This is a genomic window from Clostridium sp. YIM B02569 (assembly GCF_022320765.1).
Classification (GTDB): domain Bacteria; phylum Bacillota; class Clostridia; order Clostridiales; family Clostridiaceae; genus Clostridium; species Clostridium beijerinckii.
In genome coordinates this window covers 1-21,303 of record NZ_JAKJJX010000027.1, presented here as the reverse complement: position 1 = coordinate 21,303, position 21,303 = coordinate 1, and the positions used below count along the sequence as shown (strand labels likewise).

General features: G+C 31.2%; 18 protein-coding genes. 11 read left to right on the top strand and 7 right to left on the bottom strand.

Annotated elements, in window-relative coordinates; all coding sequences use genetic code 11:
- Window positions 1-78: 78 nt before the first annotated feature.
- Entirely contained in the window at window positions 79-519 is a 441-nt protein-coding gene (locus tag L3B96_RS21270) for a hypothetical protein (protein ID WP_012058816.1), read from the top strand.
- Between the two features lie 468 nt (window positions 520-987).
- Window positions 988-2,520 (top strand): glycosyltransferase, encoded by a 1,533-nt coding sequence (locus L3B96_RS21265; RefSeq protein WP_012058815.1) that lies wholly within the window; start codon window positions 988-990, stop codon window positions 2,518-2,520.
- Between the two features lie 134 nt (window positions 2,521-2,654).
- Here L3B96_RS21265 and L3B96_RS21260 read toward each other — a convergent pair whose 3' ends face one another.
- Window positions 2,655-4,541: a collagen-like protein gene (locus tag L3B96_RS21260; RefSeq protein ID WP_238948497.1), complete on the bottom strand. Its 1,887-nt coding sequence runs from the start codon at window positions 4,539-4,541 to the stop codon at window positions 2,655-2,657.
- A gap of 224 nt (window positions 4,542-4,765) precedes the next feature.
- Between L3B96_RS21260 and rfbA the strand changes: the two genes are divergently transcribed.
- The 5 genes from rfbA (at window position 4,766) to L3B96_RS21235 (ending at window position 10,787) form a co-directional block, all read left to right on the top strand.
- Window positions 4,766-5,680, top strand: a complete 915-nt coding sequence (gene rfbA / locus L3B96_RS21255; RefSeq protein ID WP_012058813.1) for a glucose-1-phosphate thymidylyltransferase RfbA — start codon at window positions 4,766-4,768, stop codon at window positions 5,678-5,680.
- Between the two features lie 2 nt (window positions 5,681-5,682).
- Window positions 5,683-6,258: a dTDP-4-dehydrorhamnose 3,5-epimerase gene (rfbC, locus tag L3B96_RS21250; RefSeq protein WP_238948496.1), complete on the top strand. Its 576-nt coding sequence runs from the start codon at window positions 5,683-5,685 to the stop codon at window positions 6,256-6,258.
- A gap of 418 nt (window positions 6,259-6,676) precedes the next feature.
- Window positions 6,677-7,450: a hypothetical protein gene (locus L3B96_RS21245; protein ID WP_012058811.1), complete on the top strand. Its 774-nt coding sequence runs from the start codon at window positions 6,677-6,679 to the stop codon at window positions 7,448-7,450.
- Window positions 7,451-7,844: 394 nt separating this feature from the next.
- Window positions 7,845-8,984: an aminotransferase class V-fold PLP-dependent enzyme gene (locus tag L3B96_RS21240; RefSeq protein ID WP_087701998.1), complete on the top strand. Its 1,140-nt coding sequence runs from the start codon at window positions 7,845-7,847 to the stop codon at window positions 8,982-8,984.
- A gap of 66 nt (window positions 8,985-9,050) precedes the next feature.
- Window positions 9,051-10,787: an NAD(P)/FAD-dependent oxidoreductase gene (locus L3B96_RS21235; protein WP_238948495.1), complete on the top strand. Its 1,737-nt coding sequence runs from the start codon at window positions 9,051-9,053 to the stop codon at window positions 10,785-10,787.
- 95 nt (window positions 10,788-10,882) lie between these two features.
- On the opposite strand, the gene L3B96_RS21230 is transcribed toward L3B96_RS21235, so the two are convergent.
- A complete protein-coding gene (locus tag L3B96_RS21230; RefSeq protein ID WP_238948494.1) occupies window positions 10,883-11,977 on the bottom strand; it encodes a DegT/DnrJ/EryC1/StrS family aminotransferase in 1,095 nt (364 codons plus the stop codon).
- An 11-nt stretch (window positions 11,978-11,988) separates the two neighbouring features.
- On the bottom strand, window positions 11,989-12,396 hold the full coding sequence (locus L3B96_RS21225) for an FdtA/QdtA family cupin domain-containing protein (RefSeq protein ID WP_012058807.1): 408 nt from the start codon (window positions 12,394-12,396) through the stop codon (window positions 11,989-11,991).
- A 322-nt stretch (window positions 12,397-12,718) separates the two neighbouring features.
- Between L3B96_RS21225 and L3B96_RS21220 the strand changes: the two genes are divergently transcribed.
- From L3B96_RS21220 to L3B96_RS21205, 4 genes are read left to right on the top strand one after another with little or no spacing between them, the layout of a single operon-like run.
- Complete coding sequence (locus L3B96_RS21220; protein WP_012058806.1) at window positions 12,719-13,474, top strand: class I SAM-dependent methyltransferase; 756 nt, start codon at window positions 12,719-12,721, stop codon at window positions 13,472-13,474.
- A gap of 17 nt (window positions 13,475-13,491) precedes the next feature.
- Window positions 13,492-14,169 (top strand): acetyltransferase, encoded by a 678-nt coding sequence (locus tag L3B96_RS21215; RefSeq protein ID WP_012058805.1) that lies wholly within the window; start codon window positions 13,492-13,494, stop codon window positions 14,167-14,169.
- A 4-nt stretch (window positions 14,170-14,173) separates the two neighbouring features.
- Complete coding sequence (locus L3B96_RS21210; RefSeq protein WP_238948493.1) at window positions 14,174-15,085, top strand: hypothetical protein; 912 nt, start codon at window positions 14,174-14,176, stop codon at window positions 15,083-15,085.
- 7 nt (window positions 15,086-15,092) lie between these two features.
- A complete protein-coding gene (locus L3B96_RS21205) occupies window positions 15,093-16,028 on the top strand; it encodes a GNAT family N-acetyltransferase (RefSeq protein WP_238901316.1) in 936 nt (311 codons plus the stop codon).
- A 191-nt stretch (window positions 16,029-16,219) separates the two neighbouring features.
- Here the strand turns inward: L3B96_RS21205 and L3B96_RS21200 are convergent, their stop codons facing one another.
- The 4 genes from L3B96_RS21200 to L3B96_RS27340 all read right to left on the bottom strand — a co-directional run.
- Entirely contained in the window at window positions 16,220-17,845 is a 1,626-nt protein-coding gene (locus L3B96_RS21200; RefSeq protein WP_238948492.1) for a glycosyltransferase, read from the bottom strand.
- Window positions 17,846-17,920: 75 nt separating this feature from the next.
- Entirely contained in the window at window positions 17,921-19,060 is a 1,140-nt protein-coding gene (locus tag L3B96_RS21195) for a glycosyltransferase family 61 protein (RefSeq protein WP_238901314.1), read from the bottom strand.
- A gap of 223 nt (window positions 19,061-19,283) precedes the next feature.
- The gene (locus L3B96_RS21190; protein ID WP_238948491.1) at window positions 19,284-20,336 is read right to left on the bottom strand and encodes a glycosyltransferase family 2 protein; all 1,053 of its coding nucleotides are present in this window, start codon (window positions 20,334-20,336) and stop codon (window positions 19,284-19,286) included.
- A 265-nt stretch (window positions 20,337-20,601) separates the two neighbouring features.
- Window positions 20,602-21,303: collagen-like protein (locus tag L3B96_RS27340; RefSeq protein ID WP_275297301.1), on the bottom strand; the 702-nt coding region annotated here is incomplete at its 5' end.

The following is a 21,303-nucleotide window of genomic DNA, read 5'->3' as shown; positions in this document are numbered from 1 at the left end:
TTATAAATAAAGTGATGAAATTAGGAAAAACAATTTATAGAAATAAACAGTTATACTCTAAATTCTAGGAGGAAAATTATGGGTATTGAAGAAAAAGAGATTATTGAAGAAAAAGAAACTGATAAATCATGTGATAATAAGTGTGAAGCTCCAGTAATGAAAATAAATTGTAATCTAGAAGCTAGCATTGGAAATGAAAATAAAATAATTTATGTTTATCCAAACAAATTACAATATTTCACAGCTAGTGCAATATGTTCTTCAAACTGCGATACACTTGAAATAATATACACTGGCTGCAATAAAAAATGTATTTGTGATGAAGTTTTTATTTGTGGACGCCTAGGATATTATAAAGTAGTTAGTTCAGGTATAATATTTATGCCAAAACACAATCTAAAAAAGTTGCTTAATTGTGGTTATCCATCTGATATCTTACATTTTAAGGCTATAAATAAATGTGGAGATAAAATTGAATTTGTTGTAGTGTTTACACTAGGCTCAATCTGCTACAAATAATAACTGTAAAAATACAATTAAGTATATACGCTTCAGAAATATCTAATATAATTATATGACTTTTCTTATATAAGAATATCATGCGATTATTATTATAATAACGCAATTGAATAGTCTGTGTACTTTATGAAAGATAATTATAAAAGATTATCCTAATAAAATATACATAGACTATTTTTGTGTTTAATATTAATAAGAAATACAACGATGCTGTAACTTATTCATAAAAATATAATATTATATAATTAATTGAATTCTTAAGCAAAATAATATAACAGAATCCCTTTACATTGATAAAAGCAAGTAGTAATTATTATATAATCTGGAAACAAATCATTTAAAATAGATGTCTTAATAAAAATGTATTGAATTTTGTTTGATTAACATAAGTCTAAATATACGTTGGATATCTATAAATTCACAAAAGATCTTGGCAAGTTTAACTTAATAAATAAAAGGAGGATAAAAATGCACTTTAATGATGTTCCATTATTAACAGTCCATATGTTTGTTGATAGAAAAATTTCATTAGATGAACTTGAAAAAATGTTGAAAGAAATTATTGAAAGTGGAATAAAAGTTGAATTATACAAAGTAGAAAATACAACCTTAAAAATAAACCCTAAAGCCCCACGTGTATATGTTTCAATAGGAGGCGATGCAGACCAGTTTACAACACTATATGCATTACCATATCATGAAAGAAAACGCTGGCTACATTATGATTCAATAAAGGATATTCAACCATCTCATTTATTCTATTGCTGGCTAAAATGTACAGATCTTCTTCCAGAAAATAAAAAAATACCAATTACTAAGTTTTCTTCTGATGTTCCATTAGTATCAATTTTTACAGCCGCATATAAATCTAAGGATAAGATTAAACGCGTATATAACTCACTTCTGAATCAAACCTACTCAAATTGGGAATGGATAATTGTAGACGATTCTGGTGATAATGACACCACTTACAATCAGGACTTACTAATTCTGGATGATCCGCGTGTAAGAAGATATAGGCAAGATCACCGCAATGGTTATATAGGTGCCACAAAACGCTATGCTGCTGGTATATGCACTGGTGAGATCTTATTAGAAGTAGATCATGATGATGAATTGACACATGATTGCTTAGAAAAAATTGTAGCTGCATTTAAACGTCATCCTGATTGTGGATTTGTATATGGAGATTGCACTGAACCATATGTCGGAAGCAATATTTCAAATTGGTATGGATGGGATTGTGGATATGGATATGGTGTATATTATCGAGTCTGGGTTCATGAAATGCACAGATGGCAAAATGTATTAAGAAATACAGTAATAAATGGAACAACCATACTTCATTTAGCTGGATTACCAAATCATCCTCGGGCATGGACCAAAGAGTGCTATCACATGCTTGGAGGGCATAGAGAAGAACTATTAGTTGCAGATGATTACGATATATTAGTTCGAACATTTCTTTGCACAAAATATATATGTATTCCTGATTTGCTATATATACAATATAGAAATGAAAATGGAGATAATTCAACTTTTACCAGAAACAAACAGATTCAAATTTTAATAGGAGAACTGTATAAATATTATAGTGAGAGAATTCACAAAAGAGTTGAAGAGCTTGGATTACAGGAATTTATATCATATAATCGTGTATGGGAGAGGGAAGAAGGAGACTTAGCTTTAAAATCAGCGAATATAATTGATGAGAATTCTAATAAACTTTCAATAATCTTTCCAATTCCATACTCATCTCCTGTAAATGTAAATAAAAAATTGATAGATACACTAAAAAAAGGATTAGAAACTAACTTTAAAGATATTGAGGTATTGGTTGTCGGGCGTATTCCTGAGGAAATTGAGCTTTTTGCTTCTAAGGCACCTATGGGATCAATTCGTTGGTGGCCTATGGAACCAACGGATTCGCTGGAAACATGTATTAAGTACGCAAAATTTTGCTCCTCATGCAACGAGAAATTGGTTGTAATTCCAGAATAATAAAATTATCTGCAAAATTAGCAGAGCTACTTACTACTTAGTACATTGTTTTTCGTCCCCAAATTAAACAATTAAGAATAGAGTGTTGATTTTATTATCAACACTCTATTTTTAATTAATTAGGACTTTGATATTTATGGTAAAGTTAATATAATAGTAGCTGTAACTCCGTTAATTAAATCAGCAGTGTTACCAACTCTAGAAATTCTAACACTTAATAAATCGCATTGATTTACAGATAAATTAGCAGGGACAGATGCACAACAATTTGTAGGATTTGGTCCTGTTACTGTTGCTATGATTCCTGTTGCTGTAGAATTAACACCACAATTTGTGCTTCTATATATCTCTGCACTTACAGATTGATTTAAATCCAAAGGCTCATTCCTAATACTAAAAATTAGCCCAGTAATTGTAGCGTTTTGAGGTACAACTACACTGCTTGCTTGGAAATCAATCGAGTCTATACCTATTCCAAAGAAATAATTATTAGGAATTGATTGTTGTGAACTAAGATAAATATTAATTACTCTCGAGCCTTGAGGTCCTTGAGCACCTTGGAATCCTTGAGGTCCTTGAGTTCCTTGTAATCCTTGAGGCCCTTGAGGTCCTTGAGCACCTTGAAGTCCTTGAGTTCCTTGTGGTCCTTGAGCTCCTTGGAATCCTTGAGGTCCCTGAGTTCCTTGTAATCCTTGTCCACCTTGTGGTCCTTGAGCACCTTGTGATCCCTGTGGTCCTTGTGCGCCTTGGAATCCTCGTGGCCCTTGGGTTCCTTGCAATCCCTGTCCACCTTGTGGTCCTTGAGCACCTTGAGTACCTTGAAGTCCTTGAGCTCCTTGTGATCCTTGAGCACCTTGAGCACCCTGAGCACCTTGGAATCCTTGAGCACCTTGTGATCCCTGTGGTCCTTGTGCGCCTTGGAATCCTCGTGGTCCTTGAGTTCCTTGTAATCCCTGAGTACCTTGAGGTCCTTGAGCACCTTGAGCACCTTGTGGCCCTTGAGTTCCTTGAGCTCCTTGGAATCCTCGTGGTCCTTGAGTTCCTTGTAATCCTTGAGTACCTTGAGGTCCTTGTGCGCCTTGAGCACCTTGAGCTCCCTGAACTCCTTGTGCGCCTTGAGGTCCTTGAGATCCTTGAGCTCCTTGTGCGCCTTGAGCACCTTGAGGTCCTTGAGATCCTTGAGCTCCTTGTGCGCCTTGAGGTCCTTGGGATCCTTGAGCACCTTGAACTCCTTGTGCTCCTTGTGGTCCTTGTGCACCTTGAGCTCCCTGAGCACCTTGAACTCCTTGTGGTCCTTGTGCGCCTTGAGGTCCTTGGGATCCTTGAACACCTTGTGCGCCTTGAGCACCTTGTGCTCCCTGAACTCCTTGTGCGCCTTGAGCTCCTTGAGCTCCTTGTGCACCTTGAGCTCCTTGTGCACCTTGAGCTCCTTGTGCACCTTGAGTACCTTGTGGTCCTTGAGTACCTTGTGGTCCTTGAGCACCTTGTGCGCCTTGAGCACCTTGAGCTCCCTGAACTCCTTGAGTACCTTGTGGTCCTTGGAATCCTTGAGCTCCTTGAGATCCTTGAGCACCTTGAGCTCCCTGAGCTCCTTGTGCACCTTGAGCACCTTGAGCACCTTGAGCACCTTGTGCGCCTTGAGCTCCTTGAGCACCTTGAGCACCTTGATCACCTTGTGCGCCTTGAGATCCTTGAGCACCTTGAGCTCCTTGTGGTCCTTGGAATCCTTGAGATCCTTGAGCACCTTGAGCTCCTTGTGGTCCTTGGAATCCTTGAGATCCTTGGAATCCTCGTGGTCCTTGAGCACCTTGAGTACCTTGTGGTCCTTGAGCTCCTTGTGCGCCTTGAGCACCTTGTGGTCCTTGTGGTCCTTGTGGTCCTTGTGGTCCTCTCTTACAGTTATCAAAATCTATTAATCCCATTAAGCATTCTAAGTCATATCTATCGTCATTTTTTTTATCAATAGAAGAATATTTTCTTTTGTTATCTATATTCTCATCAAAAAAATCATCGTATCCCACAATTTTTTTAACCCCCTTTATAAACAAGCATAGCATTGTATGCCATGCTATTACATAGTATGATTTGTATTATATTTTGTTACAAATGGGGGATATTGCATTAATGACAACTTAAATTTTATGATTTTAGAAAGTAACTATATAATATACTTTTTCATAACATAATTAATAAACGAATTTATTCTGAAGTTAGACAATTAATCAGAATATTATGGGGGATTAAAATGAAAGGAATTATTTTAGCAGGCGGTTCTGGGACTCGTCTCTATCCAGTGACAAAATCGATATCTAAACAAATGGTGCCAATATATGACAAACCAATGATTTATTATCCAATGTCAGTATTAATGCTTTCGGGAATTAAAGACATTTTAATTATATCAACTCCAAGAGATATAAAAAATTTTAGAGAATTATTTAATGATGGAAAAGAATTAGGATTAAATATTGATTATGCTATTCAAGAAAAACCCAATGGCCTTGCAGAGGCATTCATTATCGGTGAAAAGTTTATTGGTAATGATAATGTAGCAATGATACTTGGAGATAACATTTTCTATGGGCAAAGCTTTTCAGAACATTTAATGAAAGCGGCTAATCTAGATAGTGGAGCATATATATTTGGTTACTATGTTCAAAATCCAAAGGCCTTTGGAGTGGTTGAATTTGATGCTAACGGCAAAGTCATTTCATTAGAAGAAAAACCAGAAAATCCAAAATCAAAATATGCTGTACCAGGTCTCTATTTTTATGATAATACAGTAGTCAAAAAGGCTAAAGAGTTAGAACCTTCTGCCAGAGGAGAACTAGAAATAACAGATCTAAATAAAGCCTATATGAATGAAGGAAAATTGAAAGTTGATCTACTAGGAAGAGGAATGGCTTGGCTAGACACAGGAACACATTCATCTATGCTTCAAGCATCTAATTTCGTTGATGCAATTCAGAATACCCAAGGAATATATATAGCGTGTCTTGAAGAAATTGCTTATAGAAAAGGCTGGATAACATCAGAAAAAGTTATAGAACTTGCTAAATCATTAATGAAGACAGGATATGGAAAATATTTAATGGATATGGTAGAGGAAGGCGAAGTTCATGAATATAATAACAAGTGTATTACAAATTTAGAGGTGTGAATATGGGAAATTTCAGTTTTTACGAAAGCAAAATAAAAGGCCTTTATATAATAGAGCCTAAAGTTTTTGGGGACAATAGAGGTTACTTTATGGAAAATTACAATAAAAAACAATTTGAAGCAGCTGGCTTTAATATGAATTTTGTTCAAGATAATGAATCTAAGTCAGTTAAAGGGGTTCTAAGAGGGCTTCATTTTCAAAGAGAGCATAGTCAAGGTAAGCTTATAAGAGTAACAAAAGGTGAAGTTTTTGATGTGGCCGTTGATTTAAGAAATGGCTCCAAAACTTATGGTAACTGGGAAGGAATCGTTTTAAGTGAAGAAAACAAGAAACAGTTCTATGTTCCAGAAGGTTTTGCCCATGGTTTTTTAGTGATTTCTAATGAAGCTATACTAAATTATAAATGTACAGATTATTATGCAAAAGAGTATGAATGCGGAATTATGTGGAACGATCCGGATATAAATGTTAATTGGCCTTTAGAAAATATAGAAAATGTGATTTTATCTGAAAAGGATAAAGCTAATTCAATGTTAAGTGAGTTAGAATTGAGTAAATATCCAGATTATAATATATGATTTAAATAGGTATAATTTAAACTTATATATATTGCAAAAATAATTCTTCAGGATAATTCTAAAAATATTTCAAGAATTTTAGCCGTAATTGTGAAATGTGTATTATGCATTGCGATATATATGTAATTTAAGAATAATACTCATTTTTGAACTTACCGAAATTATAAATATTTTTATTCTGAAAAAATATTTATAATTTCTAGTGAAGATATTAACTCAAAGCCACTGCATAGCCCTAAGTTATATATCTTTTATCTATATCAGATGATTAAATAATTATTTTTATATGAGTAATGTTATTAATTAAATGGAAAAAATTTTTTTTTAAATGTCACCACTTTTATGTTCACACATATGATGTACTATAAATACTAAATAAATTTACATTTATCATAATCTTTCAAGAGGAGGAAAATTTATGTCCATTAACTTCAAAAAATTCTCACCACGTCCTGGTATTGTAAATAAACAAGGACGTTTACCAGATCCTTCTGAGTTAGTTTGCGTTGAAATACCTAAAATCTTTGATCAATGCTTAATAAAAAGATGTCTTGTATACTGCGAAGGTCCTGATACAAATACTACAGATTGCGAATTAAGAAGCGATCCACTAATAGATCCAAAGAGATATATTGGAAGTAGAGACTTCAATGTAAAATTAATATCGGTAGATAAGATTCCACTTAAAGGAAAACCTGGCTTTAAGAAAATAGTCATTTCTTACATTATTTCTTTTTATGCAGATTATATTGACTGCAATGGTGTAAACAAAAGTGAATTATATGAAATTAATAGAACGGATGTAATTGGTAAGTTCTATTGTCCAGATTCTGTAGCACAAATTTCTGCAAGTTATGTACCAGTTATAGATGCACAAGATTTAGATTCTAATATAATAAAACTTGAAATGGTTGCTCAAGCTTTAAATGGTGAAATAGTTGAAGATGAAAATTGTGACAGTGTTTTAGATATAACTTTAGGTTACTACATTGTTGTAAAATGTGAACTTATTGTACAACTTCTCATTCCTGCTTATGATTATTGTCCAGTACCAAAAGAACCATGTAAAGAAGAACCAGAGGAAGACCCATGTGAAAAATTTGTACGAGCTCCAATTCCTAAGTTCTATCCTGATCAAAACTTAGAGCCATTGTTCCCAGATTGTGATGATAATGCTGACGAGAACAATTAGCAAATATTTCTTTTAAATGATAATCTTCTAAAAGTTTCTTTTAGCTCTATTAAACCTTGTTCTATAACAAATATTAGAAAATAGACCTTTTAAGTTCTTTTAAAGAAAATTAAATTGTGATTTTCAGAATCATTTGTAAGAGCTTTGTCTACAAGGATGATTGTTATTATTTCGAAATTAGAAATTTTACTTTTAGATGTTTCTTCTATTTTGTATAGAACTATGCATTATTACATTATACAAATGATTACTTAATATAAAGTAAACTCTAAAATTTCAATCATCCTTTTTATTATTGAGTCTAATTTCATTACAATTTATTGTGTTAAATATTAATAGAGTCTATTAGAACAATTGAATTGGTATAACACTTATATTTAATAAGGAGCTTTATATGATTTATTTAGATAATGCGGCTACGTCATTTCCAAAACCATCAGAAGTTTATAATGAAGTACTAAAATGTATGAAAAGCTATGCTGCTAATCCTGGAAGAAGTTCATATGACATGGCTATAAAAGCGGCTTCGAAAATTATGGAAACAAGAGAAGAAATATGTAAGTTATTTAATATTCCTAGTCCATTTAATTTGATTTTCACAAGCAATGCAACAGAAGCTTTAAATATAGGAATTAAAGGAGTTTTAGAAAAAGGAGATCATGTTATAAGCACAGTGATCGAACATAATTCCGTTTTAAGGCCACTGCACTCTCTAAGTGAAAATGGGGTTGAAGTAACATTAGTAAGTGCTGATAAAGCTGGTTATGTTAATATTAGGGATATTAAAGAGGTGATAAATAAAAATACAAAAATGGTCATTATTAATCATGTATCCAATGTACTTGGGAGTGTTCAAGATATCAAAAACATAGGAAACCTTTTAAAGTCAAAAGGAATTATATTTATGCTAGACGCATCTCAAAGTGTTGGAGCCATTCCAATTGATGTAGAAGAAAATAATATTGATTTATTGGCTTTTTCAGGACATAAGGGATTGTTGGGACCTCAAGGAACAGGCGGCCTATTTATAAGAGAAGGAATAAAATTAAAAAATTTTAAAGAAGGTGGAACAGGAAGCAATTCTCATTTCATGATTCAACCAGACTTCATGCCAGATCAGTTTGAAAGTGGAACATTAAATACACCTGGTATTGCTGGTCTTGGAGAAGGTATTAAATTCATTAATCGAATTGGAATAGATAACATACAAAAATGTGAAAAGGAATTAATATCATACTTATTGGAAGAACTGAAAAAACTTTCTTATATAAAGATCTATGGAAGTGATTCTGTAAAGAGAAGAGGATCAGTAATTTCATTCAATATAGATGGAATTGATGCTTCTATTGTTGGTGACCAATTGAATGAAGAGGGAATTGCTGTACGAACAGGTTACCATTGCGCACCATTAATACATGAACTTATTGGTACAGAATATGCCGGCACAGTAAGAGTTAGTCCTGGATATTTTAATACATTTGATGATATAGAAAAACTATTAGTGGCAATAATGAGAATTTATAAAACAGGATAACATCAGACTAAAGAAGCGGTACATATATAATTATATATGTAATAAAGATATTAGGATGTGAAAGTTATGAATTCTTATAATAATTCAAACTCTCCTTACCAAATAGATAATCCTGGTGAGTGCGAAAGACATACCATGCTTGAATATATACTCAAGTTACAAAATAGATTAGATGATCTAGAGAATATAATTGATTTAATGAGCCCTCCAGAAGAGATAACAAATATTTGTCAAATAGGAATAGCTAAAGATACAAAGGTAGCAGTAATTGGTGCTGGAGAAGCTGGTTTAGCTGCTGCCTTTGAACTTAGAAAGACAGGATGCAACATTACTTTATTTGAAGCAAGTCAGAGGATAGGAGGAAGAGTATACACCCATTATTTTGATAGAAATAAAAAATATTATGGTGAATTAGGGCCAATGAGTATACCTATATCTCATGAAACTACTTGGCATTATATAAATCTCTTTAAACTTCATACAAGTCCCTTTGTAAATAATAATGATAATGCTTTGTTATATGTTAGAAATGAACGAGCAGTAAATGATGCTAAAGGAAAAAGTGTAGAAAATAATATATATTCTAAATTTAATCTGAGTGAAACAGAGAAAAAACAAATATGGTTTGAATTTTATAGAAAGATATATGAAAAATATTTGAAATCGCTCCCTACAGAAGTAAGAAGGGAATTAATTCAAGTAAAAGCAGAATACTCAGATAGTATAATAGACATAGATAAATTAAGTTATAGAAATGCGTGTAAGAATATGGATGTCAGTCAGGATTTTATAACAATGCTTGGCTGCTTGGGAGGTAAAGAACAATTTTTTAATTTAAGTCTTACTGAGATGCTTCAGCAATATTATACAGCAGATTTTGAATATAATTATCGTATTACTGAAGGAATGATAAACTTACCTCATTCTTTATATGAAGCGCTTTGTGATAGAAATGAAGAAGCTTATAATGGCATTAGTAAAGAACAATTAGGGAAAATTGAAATAAAAATGGGGTTCCCTATTTGTGGAATATATAATGATTCTACAAAAGATAAAATTATACTTAAATATACAGATAATAGAGATAATAGAAAAACATCTGAAGAATTTGATTATGTAATATGTTCAATACCATTTTCTAGCTTAAGAAGAATTGAAATAGAACCTCTTTTTACAACAAAAAAAATACAAGCTATAAATGAAATGAACAATGAGACATCACATAAGATATATCTATTTCTTAAGGAAAGATTTTGGGAAATGGGAAATGCATCAAAAAAGATAATAGGAGGATGTTCGTTTACCGATCTTCCATTAACTTCAATTTACTATCCTTCTGATCACTCTAAAGCTGTAGTTAATAAATATGGTAAATGGGTATTAAAACCTGGAGTAACTCCAAATGAAGCAGGCGTATTATTAGCTAGTTATACTTGGTGTCAGGAAGCAATGAGACTTGGAAATGAAAGTCCAGAACTATTAATTGATGATGTAATAAGGTATATAGAAAAAGTTCATGGCCTTACTCCTCATTATCTTGATGACAAAGTAATTGATTACAAATCATTGATTTGGTCAGATGTACAGTATATATGGACGGCAGGAGCATTATCAAAGCCTGAAGACAAAACACTGTTTTCTTATGATGTAACGGTTCCTGAAATGGAAAATCGAGTATTTTTTGCAGGGGAGCATATATCACAAAAGCATGTAAGTCAACAAGGTGCCCTTCAAACTGGGATGATTGCTGCAAATGAAATCGCAAAACAAATAAAAGGTAAATTAAATAAAGAAAATAATTAAGTATTTATATAAAAGGATCTACAAAATAAAAATGTAGGTCCTTTTGAGCATTTGCTAGTATATTACTAAAGAAAAAAATTTTATTCTCGCGATATTTACCACTTGTTTAAAGTATCTATTATATAATTAATTTCATTTTTATTCATTCCATACCACAAAGGCAAGCTTAATTCGGTATTTGATATATCTTCTGCCACTTTAAAATCGCCTGGTTTATATCCTAAATCTTTATAGGCTTTTTGAAGATGAATAGGTACTGGATAATGAATTAAAGTGCCAATTCCATTAGTTTTCAAATAACTTTGTAGATCATCTCTAAATTCTGTTCTTATAGGAAAGACATGCCATATGGATTCTTGAGCAGAGTCTACATATGGAAGAATTATTTTATTATTATTAATTCCTTCTAAATAAAGTTTAGCAGTCTTTTGCCTATCAAAATTCCATTTATCAAGATACTTAAGCTTTATGCTCAAAAATCCGGCTTGTATTTCATCTAGCCTGGAATTAACTCCTTTATATTCGTTATAATATTTAATTGTTGATCCATAATTTCTTATAGCTTGGACCTTCTTAGCCAAAATATCATCATTTGTTAAGATAGCTCCACCATCACCTAATGCACCTAAATTTTTTCCGGGATAGAAACTAAAACCAGCTGCATCACCAAGATTGCCTGCCTTCTTTCCACCATATATAGCACCATGAGCCTGAGCAGCATCTTCAATTAGCTTTAAGTTGTATTTCTCGCATAATAATTTTATTTTATCTGTTTCTGCCGGTCTACCATATAAGTGAACTGCAATAACTGCTTTCGTTCTTGAAGTAATAGCAGCTTCAATTTTACTTACATCTATATTAAAGGTTTTAATATCGGGTTCTACCAGAACCACTTTAGCACCGACATAAGAAACAGCAAGTGAAGTTGCAATGTAAGTGTTAGAAGGTACAATAATTTCATCACCTTCTCCAATATCATATCCTCGTAAAATTATTGAAAGTGCATCTAATCCATTTCCACAACTTATACAATGGGCGACATTGCAGTATTTAGCAAATTCTCTTTCAAAAGCAGTTACACTATCTCCTAAAATAAAGATATTTTTATCATATATTTTTTCGAAAGCAGATAAAATTTCATTTCTTATTTCAGCATGCATTCGTTCAAGTTTTAAAAAAGGTATTTTCATAAAATCACTTCCTAATATCTAGTTGCAGCTTCATTCATATAAAAATCAATATTTCGTATATAATCATTTTCATTATAATAATCCGATGCAAGTACTAAGAGAATCGCATCCTCACTAAAATCATACATTTCTCTCCAAACGTAAGGACCAATATATAATCCATCAGATGAGTCGTTTAATATAACTTCTGATTCTTCCTTAGGATTTTTTAATTTTATTTTTACAGAGCCGTTTATACATATGAGCACCTGATGAAGTCTTCTATGAGCATGAAAGCCTCTTGATACACCCTGTGGGACATTAGTAATATAATAAATTCGTTTTATGTCAAAAGGAACATCAAATACCTCCTCAATAGGCGTTAGATTTCCATAGTTGCTATTTATACTTAAAAATTTAAACATGGAACAATTATACATTTATTCATCTCCATATCATAAAAAAATTAGCTCATCTATATATTCTATGCTGATAGCAAGAAAGTGTACTTAAAGCTTACATGGAATAAATTTAAAAGCAAATTTTAGAATATAAACTTGTTTTTTTATTTGATTTTATATTAATAGCATTTTTAATAAAAGATTATTGGATGGTCTATAATGGTGATAAAAAACATAAATTAGAAAGTATGATATATATGTTGCAATTCACAATCACGACTAAAATTCTTGAAATACATTTAATATTATGATGAAGAATCATTTTTGCAATATATGATAAATATTTAAGGAGAGGTATAATGTGGACTTAAAATCAGATATATTTGAGGATTTGAGTTATGAAAAATTTAAGGAATTAGCCCAAAATGATAAATTAAATGATATTGAAAAAGTTGGTTTTCCAATTGAATATAGACAGAATAAGGAAAAAATTATATTTGATGACATAATAACTAAGCTTGGAATGGAAGATGAAAAAAATAAAACAATTTTAGATATTGGATGTGGTTGTAGTAACTTAACTTTAATGCTAATTGAATACTGCAAGACAAATAAGCATAAGTTAATACTCATTGATTCAGAAGAAATGCTGAATCATCTGCCGGAATATGATTTTGTATTAAAAGTCAAAGGATATTATCCTAAATCATGTGAAAAATTTATACAAAATTATATAGGAAAAATTGATTGTATTATAACTTACAGCGTAATTCAATATGCATTTACTGAACAAAGTATATTCAATTTTATTGATACCTCACTTACTCTTTTAAAAGAATTAGGAGTAATGCTTATTGGAGATATCCCTAATATATCAAAAAGAAAAAGATTTTTTTCTTCAAATCAAGGTATAAAGTATCATCAAAATTTCACAGGTACTAAAGAGCAACCTATAGTAAAATTCAACAATATTGAGGCAAAAAATATGGATGACTCGGTTGTAATGTCAATTATTCAAAGGTGTAGGCTAGCAGGATTTGACAGTTATATACTTCCTCAGGATAAAAAGCTTCCAATGGCAAACAGGAGAGAAGATATATTAATTATAAGACCTTAATTTAGGAGGATAAATAAATGGATAAAAATAAAAAATTAATAATTATTGGTGATAGCGCATTTGCGCAAATAGCATATGAATATTTTACTTATGATTCTGATTATGAGGTTGTAGCCTTTTCTGTTGAAAAAGATTATTTAAAAGATGAAGAAATGCTTGGATTACCAGTTATTCCTCTTGAAGACATAGAAAAATTGTATAATCCAGAGAATCATTATGTTTTTGTTGCAACAGTCTATAAGAAATTAAATAGATTAAGGACAAGATTAATGAAGGAATGCAAAGATAAAGGATATAAATTAGCTTCATATATTAGTTCACATGCTTTTGTATGGAAAAATGTAAAGATAGGAGAACACTGCTTTATATTTGAAAACAACGTGGTGCAGCCATTTGTTGAATTGGGTAATAATACTGTTTTATGGAGTGGAAATCATATTGGCCATCATTCAAGGTTTGGAGATAATTGCTTTGTAGCATCTCATGCAGTTGTATCCGGATTTTGTAATATAGGCGATAATTGTTTTATAGGGGTTAATGCAACGATAATAAATAATATTAAAATAGGAAGTGACTGTATTGTTGGAGCAGGTGTTTTAGTTTTAAAAGACATTGAGAGTGGCAAAATTGTAAAAGGTAAAGCATCTGATGTGGAATTTTTATCTGAAAGAACAAAGAATTCTTTAAAGGAATGATTTTATGAAATGGAATAAGCAAGGGTTAATATTTTCACCTAAAGGTGAATTTGAGTGGATGCAGAGCTATGCACTCATCCCAACTGCAGATATTATAAGTAATGACACTATAAGAATTTATTTTGCCACACTGGATAGAGAAATGTATGGTAGAATCGGCTATATTGATGTGGACATGTTAAACTTAAAAAATATAAAAAATATAAGTGAGAAGCCAGTCTTAGATATAGGAAATATTGGGACCTTTGACGATTCTGGGGTTAATCCATCCTGCATCTTAACAGTGGATAACAAAAAATATTTATATTATTATGGGTGGCAAAGATGTGAAAGAGTACCTTATATGCTTTTTGCAGGTTTAGCTATAAGCGAGGATGGGGAGAATTTTACTAAAATCTCCAAGGTGCCTGTTCTTGATAGAACGAAAGAAGAACCGTATTTGCGTTCTGCAACAAGCATAATAGTAGAAGATAATATTTTTAAATGCTGGTATGTTTCTGCTATAAACTGGATTCTAGTAAATGATAAAAGTTATCCTAAATATGTTATAAAATATGCCTATTCATATGATGGAATTGAATGGATTAGTGAAAATCATACATGTATAAGCTTTAAGAATGAATATGAATATGGTTTTGGAAGACCATGGGTTGTAAAGGAAAATGATATGTATAAAATGTGGTATTCAATAAGAAGCACCAATGAACCATATAAAATTGGATTTGCAACATCAAAAAATGGACTTGATTGGACAAGACTAGATGAAGAAGCAGGAATTGAAAAATCGGAAAGTGGCTGGGATTCAGAAATGATTTGTTATCCTAATATAGTAAAATTCAATAGTAAAACTTACATGTTTTATAATGGAAATAGGCATGGTAAGACAGGCTTTGGCTATGCAATTTTGGAGGAGTAATTATTTAATGTATTTAGAAGTGTATAGTGAAGATAAAAAAAGCATTTGGAATGAATTTGTAAGGAAAAGTAAAAACGCTACATTTCTTATTATGAGAGAATATATGGATTATCATAAAGATAGATTTACTGATATGTCTCTTATGTTTTACGACAATAAGAAAAATTTGATAGGGATACTTCCAACAAATATAGAAGGTAATGAGCTTATGAGTCATGGCGGGTTAACCTATGGTGGCTTTATATTAGATAAGAAAATGAAAACTACTACTATGTTAGAAATGTTCAATTTACTAATTAATTTTTGTAAAGGGAAAAATATTAAAACAATCTTATATAAGCCTATTCCTTATATTTATCATGAAATTCCTTCACAGGAGGATTTATATGCATTATTTATAAATAATGCTAAACTCTATATTAGAAATATTTCATCTTCAATAAAATTAAATACAAAGAATGATTATGAAACCAGAAGGAAAAGACAGATAAATAAGGCCTTAAAAAATAATATAATTGTCTTAGAAACTAATGACTATGATAAATATTGGGTGATTTTAGAGCAGAATCTCATGGAAAAGCATGAATCAAGACCTGTTCATACAGTAAATGAAATTAAAAGTCTTGCTAGTATCTTTCCTAATAATATAAAGTTGTTTTGTTCTTACAAAGATAATACTTTATTAGGCGGAGTAGTAGTTTATGAAAATAAGGAAAATGTTCATGTTCAATATATATCGGCATCAGAAGAGGGTAAAGCAATAGGTGCTTTAGATATTATTTTTGATAAGTTGATTAATGAAATTTATAATGACAAAGAATATTTTGATTTTGGTATATCAAATGAAAACAAGGGAAGATATCTAAATGAAGGATTAATAAATCAAAAGGAAGGTTTCGGTGCATCAGCTGTGGCATATGATCAATATATACTTTATTTATAAGATAAAATTACCTATCAATATAAATAATTTAAACAATTATTGGACTTAAGCTTATATCAAAACATTGAAGTTAGGCACATGAAAATAAATAACGAGTCCCAAATAGCCTTGCAAGTGGACTTGTTATTTATTTGATAGTATCTTATATTAAACTTCGATTGATATAAGCTTAAGTTTAGTAAATGATGCAATTACTCTAATAATATATTTATAAATTTAGTGTAACAACGTATATATTCATCTTTAAGTTTCATTACTTCTTCATTATTTTCAGCTTCATTATTATATTGTTCAATAAATCTAATGAGGTCTCCATTATATTCTTTATACCATGCTAAAAGACTTTGTAGAAGCTCTCTTTTATCTTTAAGAAAAAATCCATCTTCATATGAAGAAATAATCAGCTTAAAAAAATCAAGTGAAGCCCAGAAAGCTAAAGTGGTATCTTGAATGCTCTGAGAATTATGAATTCTAAAATTACTTAAAGGTTCAGAAATATACATCATATTTCCTTTTTGCAATAATTTAAGCCACAAGGATATATCACCTAAACAGTATATTTGGTATTTATCATAGTCGATTAAATTATGGTTTTCACAGTCAAATTCCAAGGCTTTTCTTTTAAACATAGCAGTAGTCAGTTCACCAATATAGTTAATCATTGATAAAAGAAGTTTTTTCCCAGCTTCTTCTCCGGTTAAGAGAGTATCATAAGAATATTGACAGACAGTTCTAAAATTATCGTTATAATAATTACCATTCTCATCAATCATTTTTCTATAACTTGTTACTAGAGAGAGGGTATCATCATAAAGAAAATAATCAATCATTTTAGCTATTTTATTAAAGTCCCAAAGATCATCGTGTAATAAATAGTTTATATATTCACCTGATGACTCTCTAAAACACTTATTAACGTTAAGCTTACCTCTATGACCAAGTGGACCGCCATTATTAAAATACTTAATTTTATTGTTTTTTAACATATATTGTTCAATCAAAGCTTGTACATCATTGGTAGTACTATCATCACATATAATAATTTCAGTATTTCGGTATGTTTGGTTTAGTGCGGAGTCAAGTGCAGACTTTAGATATTTAGTCTGATTGTAAGCAGGAATTAATATGCTAACTAAAGGAAATATGTCTTTAGAGTAAGTATCCAAGAACTTATTGCGATATTCTTCAAAGCCGTTTGTTGTATTTACAATTCCGCAATCATGAATGCACCACGGAAATTTTTGATTAGGAACTACTACCTTAAAGCCCTTTTTTATAAATTCAATGCTCTGTGAGGCATCATAAAAATGCCATCCATCAAAAATATCTTCTATCCAGAGAAGATCATATTGTGTTATCATCATAAATCCATCTATTCCTTTTACTTCGGAATATAAATCATTAATTTTATTAAAAATTAATAAGTCCATGGTTCCACTATGACTGTCGTAGACTTTTCCTACTTTTTTTGAATCCTCCCACCATATTCCTGATACTGGAATGATTTTTGCTCCAACCATACCAATAAGTCCTATATTTGAATCTTTTTTAAATATATTTAATATTTCATTTATAAAATTGTTATTTTGTATATAAACATCTTGATGAAGATAAACCTTATATTTAGAGTCACTTTTTTGAATTGCTTCATTATATGCAGAAGCTATACTTTTGGCGTCTCTTATAGCTATTATTTCAATTTCAATACCACTAGGTACTTGAAGTTTATTAATATACGATAGACTTCTTTCATATGAAGCTTCATCATCTACGCACGTAATAAATGCGATTTTATTTTCATTTATATTTATTACCATTTGATACTGCACCTTCCCTAACAGCTTAGTTACTTAAAACTACTTTTATCATATTAATATAATAAAAGAGTTTATCTAGTTAGTTTTTAAGAGAGTGTTTAGAAAATTTCTTAAATATTCTTCATTTAATATAAAAGTACCTTGATAATATGGCATATTGGAGTGCCCTGAAAGACCTCCATCTAGAAAATAGTATTTTAATTCAGATATACCAGCTATAGTTGAGTACCATGGTGATTGGATGTTCTTTGGCTGTATAAATATTATATTTGCATTTTTATTTGCAAATATTACATTTGTAAGTCCAGCACCAGATGCACCAGCTATGAATTCTGCTTCAGAAAAAGTCTGCAATTGATCATGAAAAGACATATCTTGAGGAAATATAATTTCGAAACCAAAGGATTTAAAAATATTTTCTACTTCAATTTGATTTTCTAACCTTGGTATGGGAGATTTTCTTCTTGAAATATATAATTTTCTATGAAGATTATTATTTTGCATTGATAAATTTTTATTTAGAGGTTTAATAGCCAGATCATCAATGATAATATCTTCATATTTTACTAAAAAGCCCGGTTTTAGATTTAAGGGATAAATCGCTAAATCCGAAACGTATATTAGTTTATTTACTTTATAACTATAACCGCTAATTAAAGGGATAATCTCTCTTCCTTGCTTATTTAACATTTCCAATTCTTCTTTTAACTGAGGTATAGTAAGACAAATCGCATCAACTAATATTGGAATGTGGTTATATTCGGAAATTTCATTTACAAGTAATAATTTAGAAGCTACTTCAATTTGAAAGTGGGAATAATTAGAAGAGGCACTGGAAGTAAGCATTATTCCTTCCTTAATAATTTTAGATGATTCAGTATAACCAATAAAAGCTTGACGATTTCTCATGTCAAAAATGTTATTGCCTCTAAAATCAAATTTATTCTCATGATTCTTAAATGCTAAATCATAGATACAAAAATTTTTATCATCAAAAATTATAGGGTTAGCACCAATTAAATTTACATTAGATAATTCAGCTGTATAAATTTCAGGAAATTTACTATCTATAGACGCAATCGCTTCGGTATTATCACTATAATTTGGCAAGTATATTTTCTGAGGATGTGCTTCTTTTATAACAGAATATTTATAATTATGAGAAGTACAATATTCTTTACAAGTAATATTTGTTAAAACTTTTTGGACATGCATTAATCATAAGCCACCTTTCAATTTGGCAATAATAACTTAAATTCATTTGTTTTTTTATTACATCTGTAGCAGCTATTTATAATATTAAATAGGTTCTTTAAAATATTCGGTTTATTTATAATAGACAATTTAAAATTAATATATTTTATGAATTTCATAATGCTATTGTTACTTGAAGTTTAATAAAAAAGTACAGAGTAACATAAAGATACTCTGTACTTTTTTAACCAATTCCTATACTTTTAAAATAGTTTCTATTGTATAGTATGCGTGAATCATTAGGCCTAAATTTGGCAGCAATTTCATTATGCTCATATGCTAAGTTGTGATCTCCAAGTCTATCATAGCAAACACATAGTTGTAAATGAGGTAACCATGTCCAACATGCATCATTGAAAAATCCCCAGCTGTCTTTTGGTTTTTCTAGTTTTGTAGCCTGTTCGTACCAAAAAGCTGACTGCTTATACTTCTTTTCATGTAAAAAAGAAAAGCCTATTTTACAGCAAGCTTCAGCTCTAGGAGTGTCATATTCGAAGCTCCTAAATGCATATCTTCTCCCATCTTCTACCTTATCTATTGATTGATAATAATCACATATTTTTTCACAGACTCTGATATTATCTTCAAACCAGCCTTGCTTTGAATCCAAAAATTTATTATAGTATTGCAATGCTTCATCAAACATTCTATGGTCATATAATTCATTACCGTAGTAGAGAATATCTCTTGGTGTAAATACAACTCCTTCTTTTAATTTATTCTGATAAATTTCTAGATTTCGTTTTGGAGTTTGTTTTAACTTTCTATGAGTTATTGCAATTTCACTATTGATTATATTTCCCCCAACTGCTAGATATTCATGAACGAAGCCAAACCATTGAAAATTATTACTCCTCTTAACTAGGCGATTACGCCTGTAACTTGCAGTGACATTTCCGTATTCATCAAAAGCTGTATTATACTTGGCAGTTACAGAATCAACAGTAGGATCTAAAGTTTCTTTTAAATCTTTGAATTTCTCGCCATCTTCAGGCAATACAACATCATCAGCATCTAACCAAAGAATATAATCTTTGGTAGCTTTACTAAAAGCAAAATTTCTTGCGGCAGAAAAATCATCAATCCATTTAAAATCATAAATTTTATCTGTATATCTTTTAATAATTTTTTTTGTCTTATCATCAGAGCCAGTATCAACAATTATCATTTCATCGACTATATCTTTTACTGATTCCAAGCAGTTTGCAATTACATCTTCTTCATTTTTAACTATCATACAGAGACTAATAGTTATCAAATAACCACCTTCTTTAAAGTTTTACACTATATAATATGGTAGTAAAAATATTTTGATACATATTGAATTGCTAATAAAGAGTCTAATTTTACTTTTTGGTCAGCAGTAGTAGTTAATCTACCTTGCTTTAATATATGTGAAATAATATATTTCTATATAAAAGGAAAAAAGATTCTGTTTTATTAAAAAACAAACAGAGGAAAGGATGCTCAAGAAGAGCATCCTTATAAAAATTAAAAAATCATTAGAAAGCTATACAGTTTAAATATCTATTAATTGCAGTGGCAGAAGCGACATTAGTAGCTGTTAGAAAAACAAGTCTTACGTCATAGGTCGTTGTTCCTGTTGTCGTTGCTGTGTCAACGTAAGTGTTACTAACAGGGAAACGCTGAGTTCCAGCACTTGAAATTACTCGCTCAACTTCTCTGGACGCAACCAAAGTACCATTACTGTATAGTCTTAATTGGAAGGCTATGGAAGAATTTGCAGTAGTAACTACCTGAATGCCAACTGCAAAATCAACTTTAACATTCTGACCAGTTGTCGTACTTATATTTGTACTTACTACTGAGGTTTCAGTGCCAATAGTAATAGAAGCAGCAAGTGTACCGCCAGCATCGGTGAAGGCTAGTTGCGGTGCGCCAGTAGGTCCAGTTACACCGGTAACTCCAGTAGCTCCGGTTGCGCCAGTAGATCCGGTAGAACCTGTAACTCCGGTAGCTCCGGTTGCACCAGTAGATCCAGTGGAACCTGTAATTCCGGTAGCTCCGGTTGCACCAGTAGATCCAGTGGAACCTGTAACTCCAGTAGCTCCGGTTGCGCCAGTAGATCCGGTAGAACCTGTAACTCCAGTAGCTCCAGTTGCGCCAGTATATCCAGTGGAACCTGTAATTCCGGTAGCTCCGGTTGCACCAGTAGATCCAGTGGAACCTGTAACTCCAGTAGC

Coding starts and splice junctions, on each gene's coding strand:
- L3B96_RS21270 (WP_012058816.1), top strand. CDS start 79: ATGGGTATTGAAGAAAAAGAGATTATTGAAGAAAAAGAAACTGATAAA.
- L3B96_RS21265 (WP_012058815.1), top strand. CDS start 988: ATGCACTTTAATGATGTTCCATTATTAACAGTCCATATGTTTGTTGAT.
- rfbA (WP_012058813.1), top strand. CDS start 4,766: ATGAAAGGAATTATTTTAGCAGGCGGTTCTGGGACTCGTCTCTATCCA.
- rfbC (WP_238948496.1), top strand. CDS start 5,683: ATGGGAAATTTCAGTTTTTACGAAAGCAAAATAAAAGGCCTTTATATA.
- L3B96_RS21245 (WP_012058811.1), top strand. CDS start 6,677: ATGTCCATTAACTTCAAAAAATTCTCACCACGTCCTGGTATTGTAAAT.
- L3B96_RS21240 (WP_087701998.1), top strand. CDS start 7,845: ATGATTTATTTAGATAATGCGGCTACGTCATTTCCAAAACCATCAGAA.
- L3B96_RS21235 (WP_238948495.1), top strand. CDS start 9,051: ATGAATTCTTATAATAATTCAAACTCTCCTTACCAAATAGATAATCCT.
- L3B96_RS21230 (WP_238948494.1), bottom strand. CDS start 11,977: ATGAAAATACCTTTTTTAAAACTTGAACGAATGCATGCTGAAATAAGA.
- L3B96_RS21225 (WP_012058807.1), bottom strand. CDS start 12,396: ATGTATAATTGTTCCATGTTTAAATTTTTAAGTATAAATAGCAACTAT.
- L3B96_RS21215 (WP_012058805.1), top strand. CDS start 13,492: ATGGATAAAAATAAAAAATTAATAATTATTGGTGATAGCGCATTTGCG.
- L3B96_RS21210 (WP_238948493.1), top strand. CDS start 14,174: ATGAAATGGAATAAGCAAGGGTTAATATTTTCACCTAAAGGTGAATTT.
- L3B96_RS21205 (WP_238901316.1), top strand. CDS start 15,093: ATGTATTTAGAAGTGTATAGTGAAGATAAAAAAAGCATTTGGAATGAA.
- L3B96_RS21200 (WP_238948492.1), bottom strand. CDS start 17,845: ATGGTAATAAATATAAATGAAAATAAAATCGCATTTATTACGTGCGTA.
- L3B96_RS21195 (WP_238901314.1), bottom strand. CDS start 19,060: ATGCATGTCCAAAAAGTTTTAACAAATATTACTTGTAAAGAATATTGT.
- L3B96_RS21190 (WP_238948491.1), bottom strand. CDS start 20,336: ATGATAGTTAAAAATGAAGAAGATGTAATTGCAAACTGCTTGGAATCA.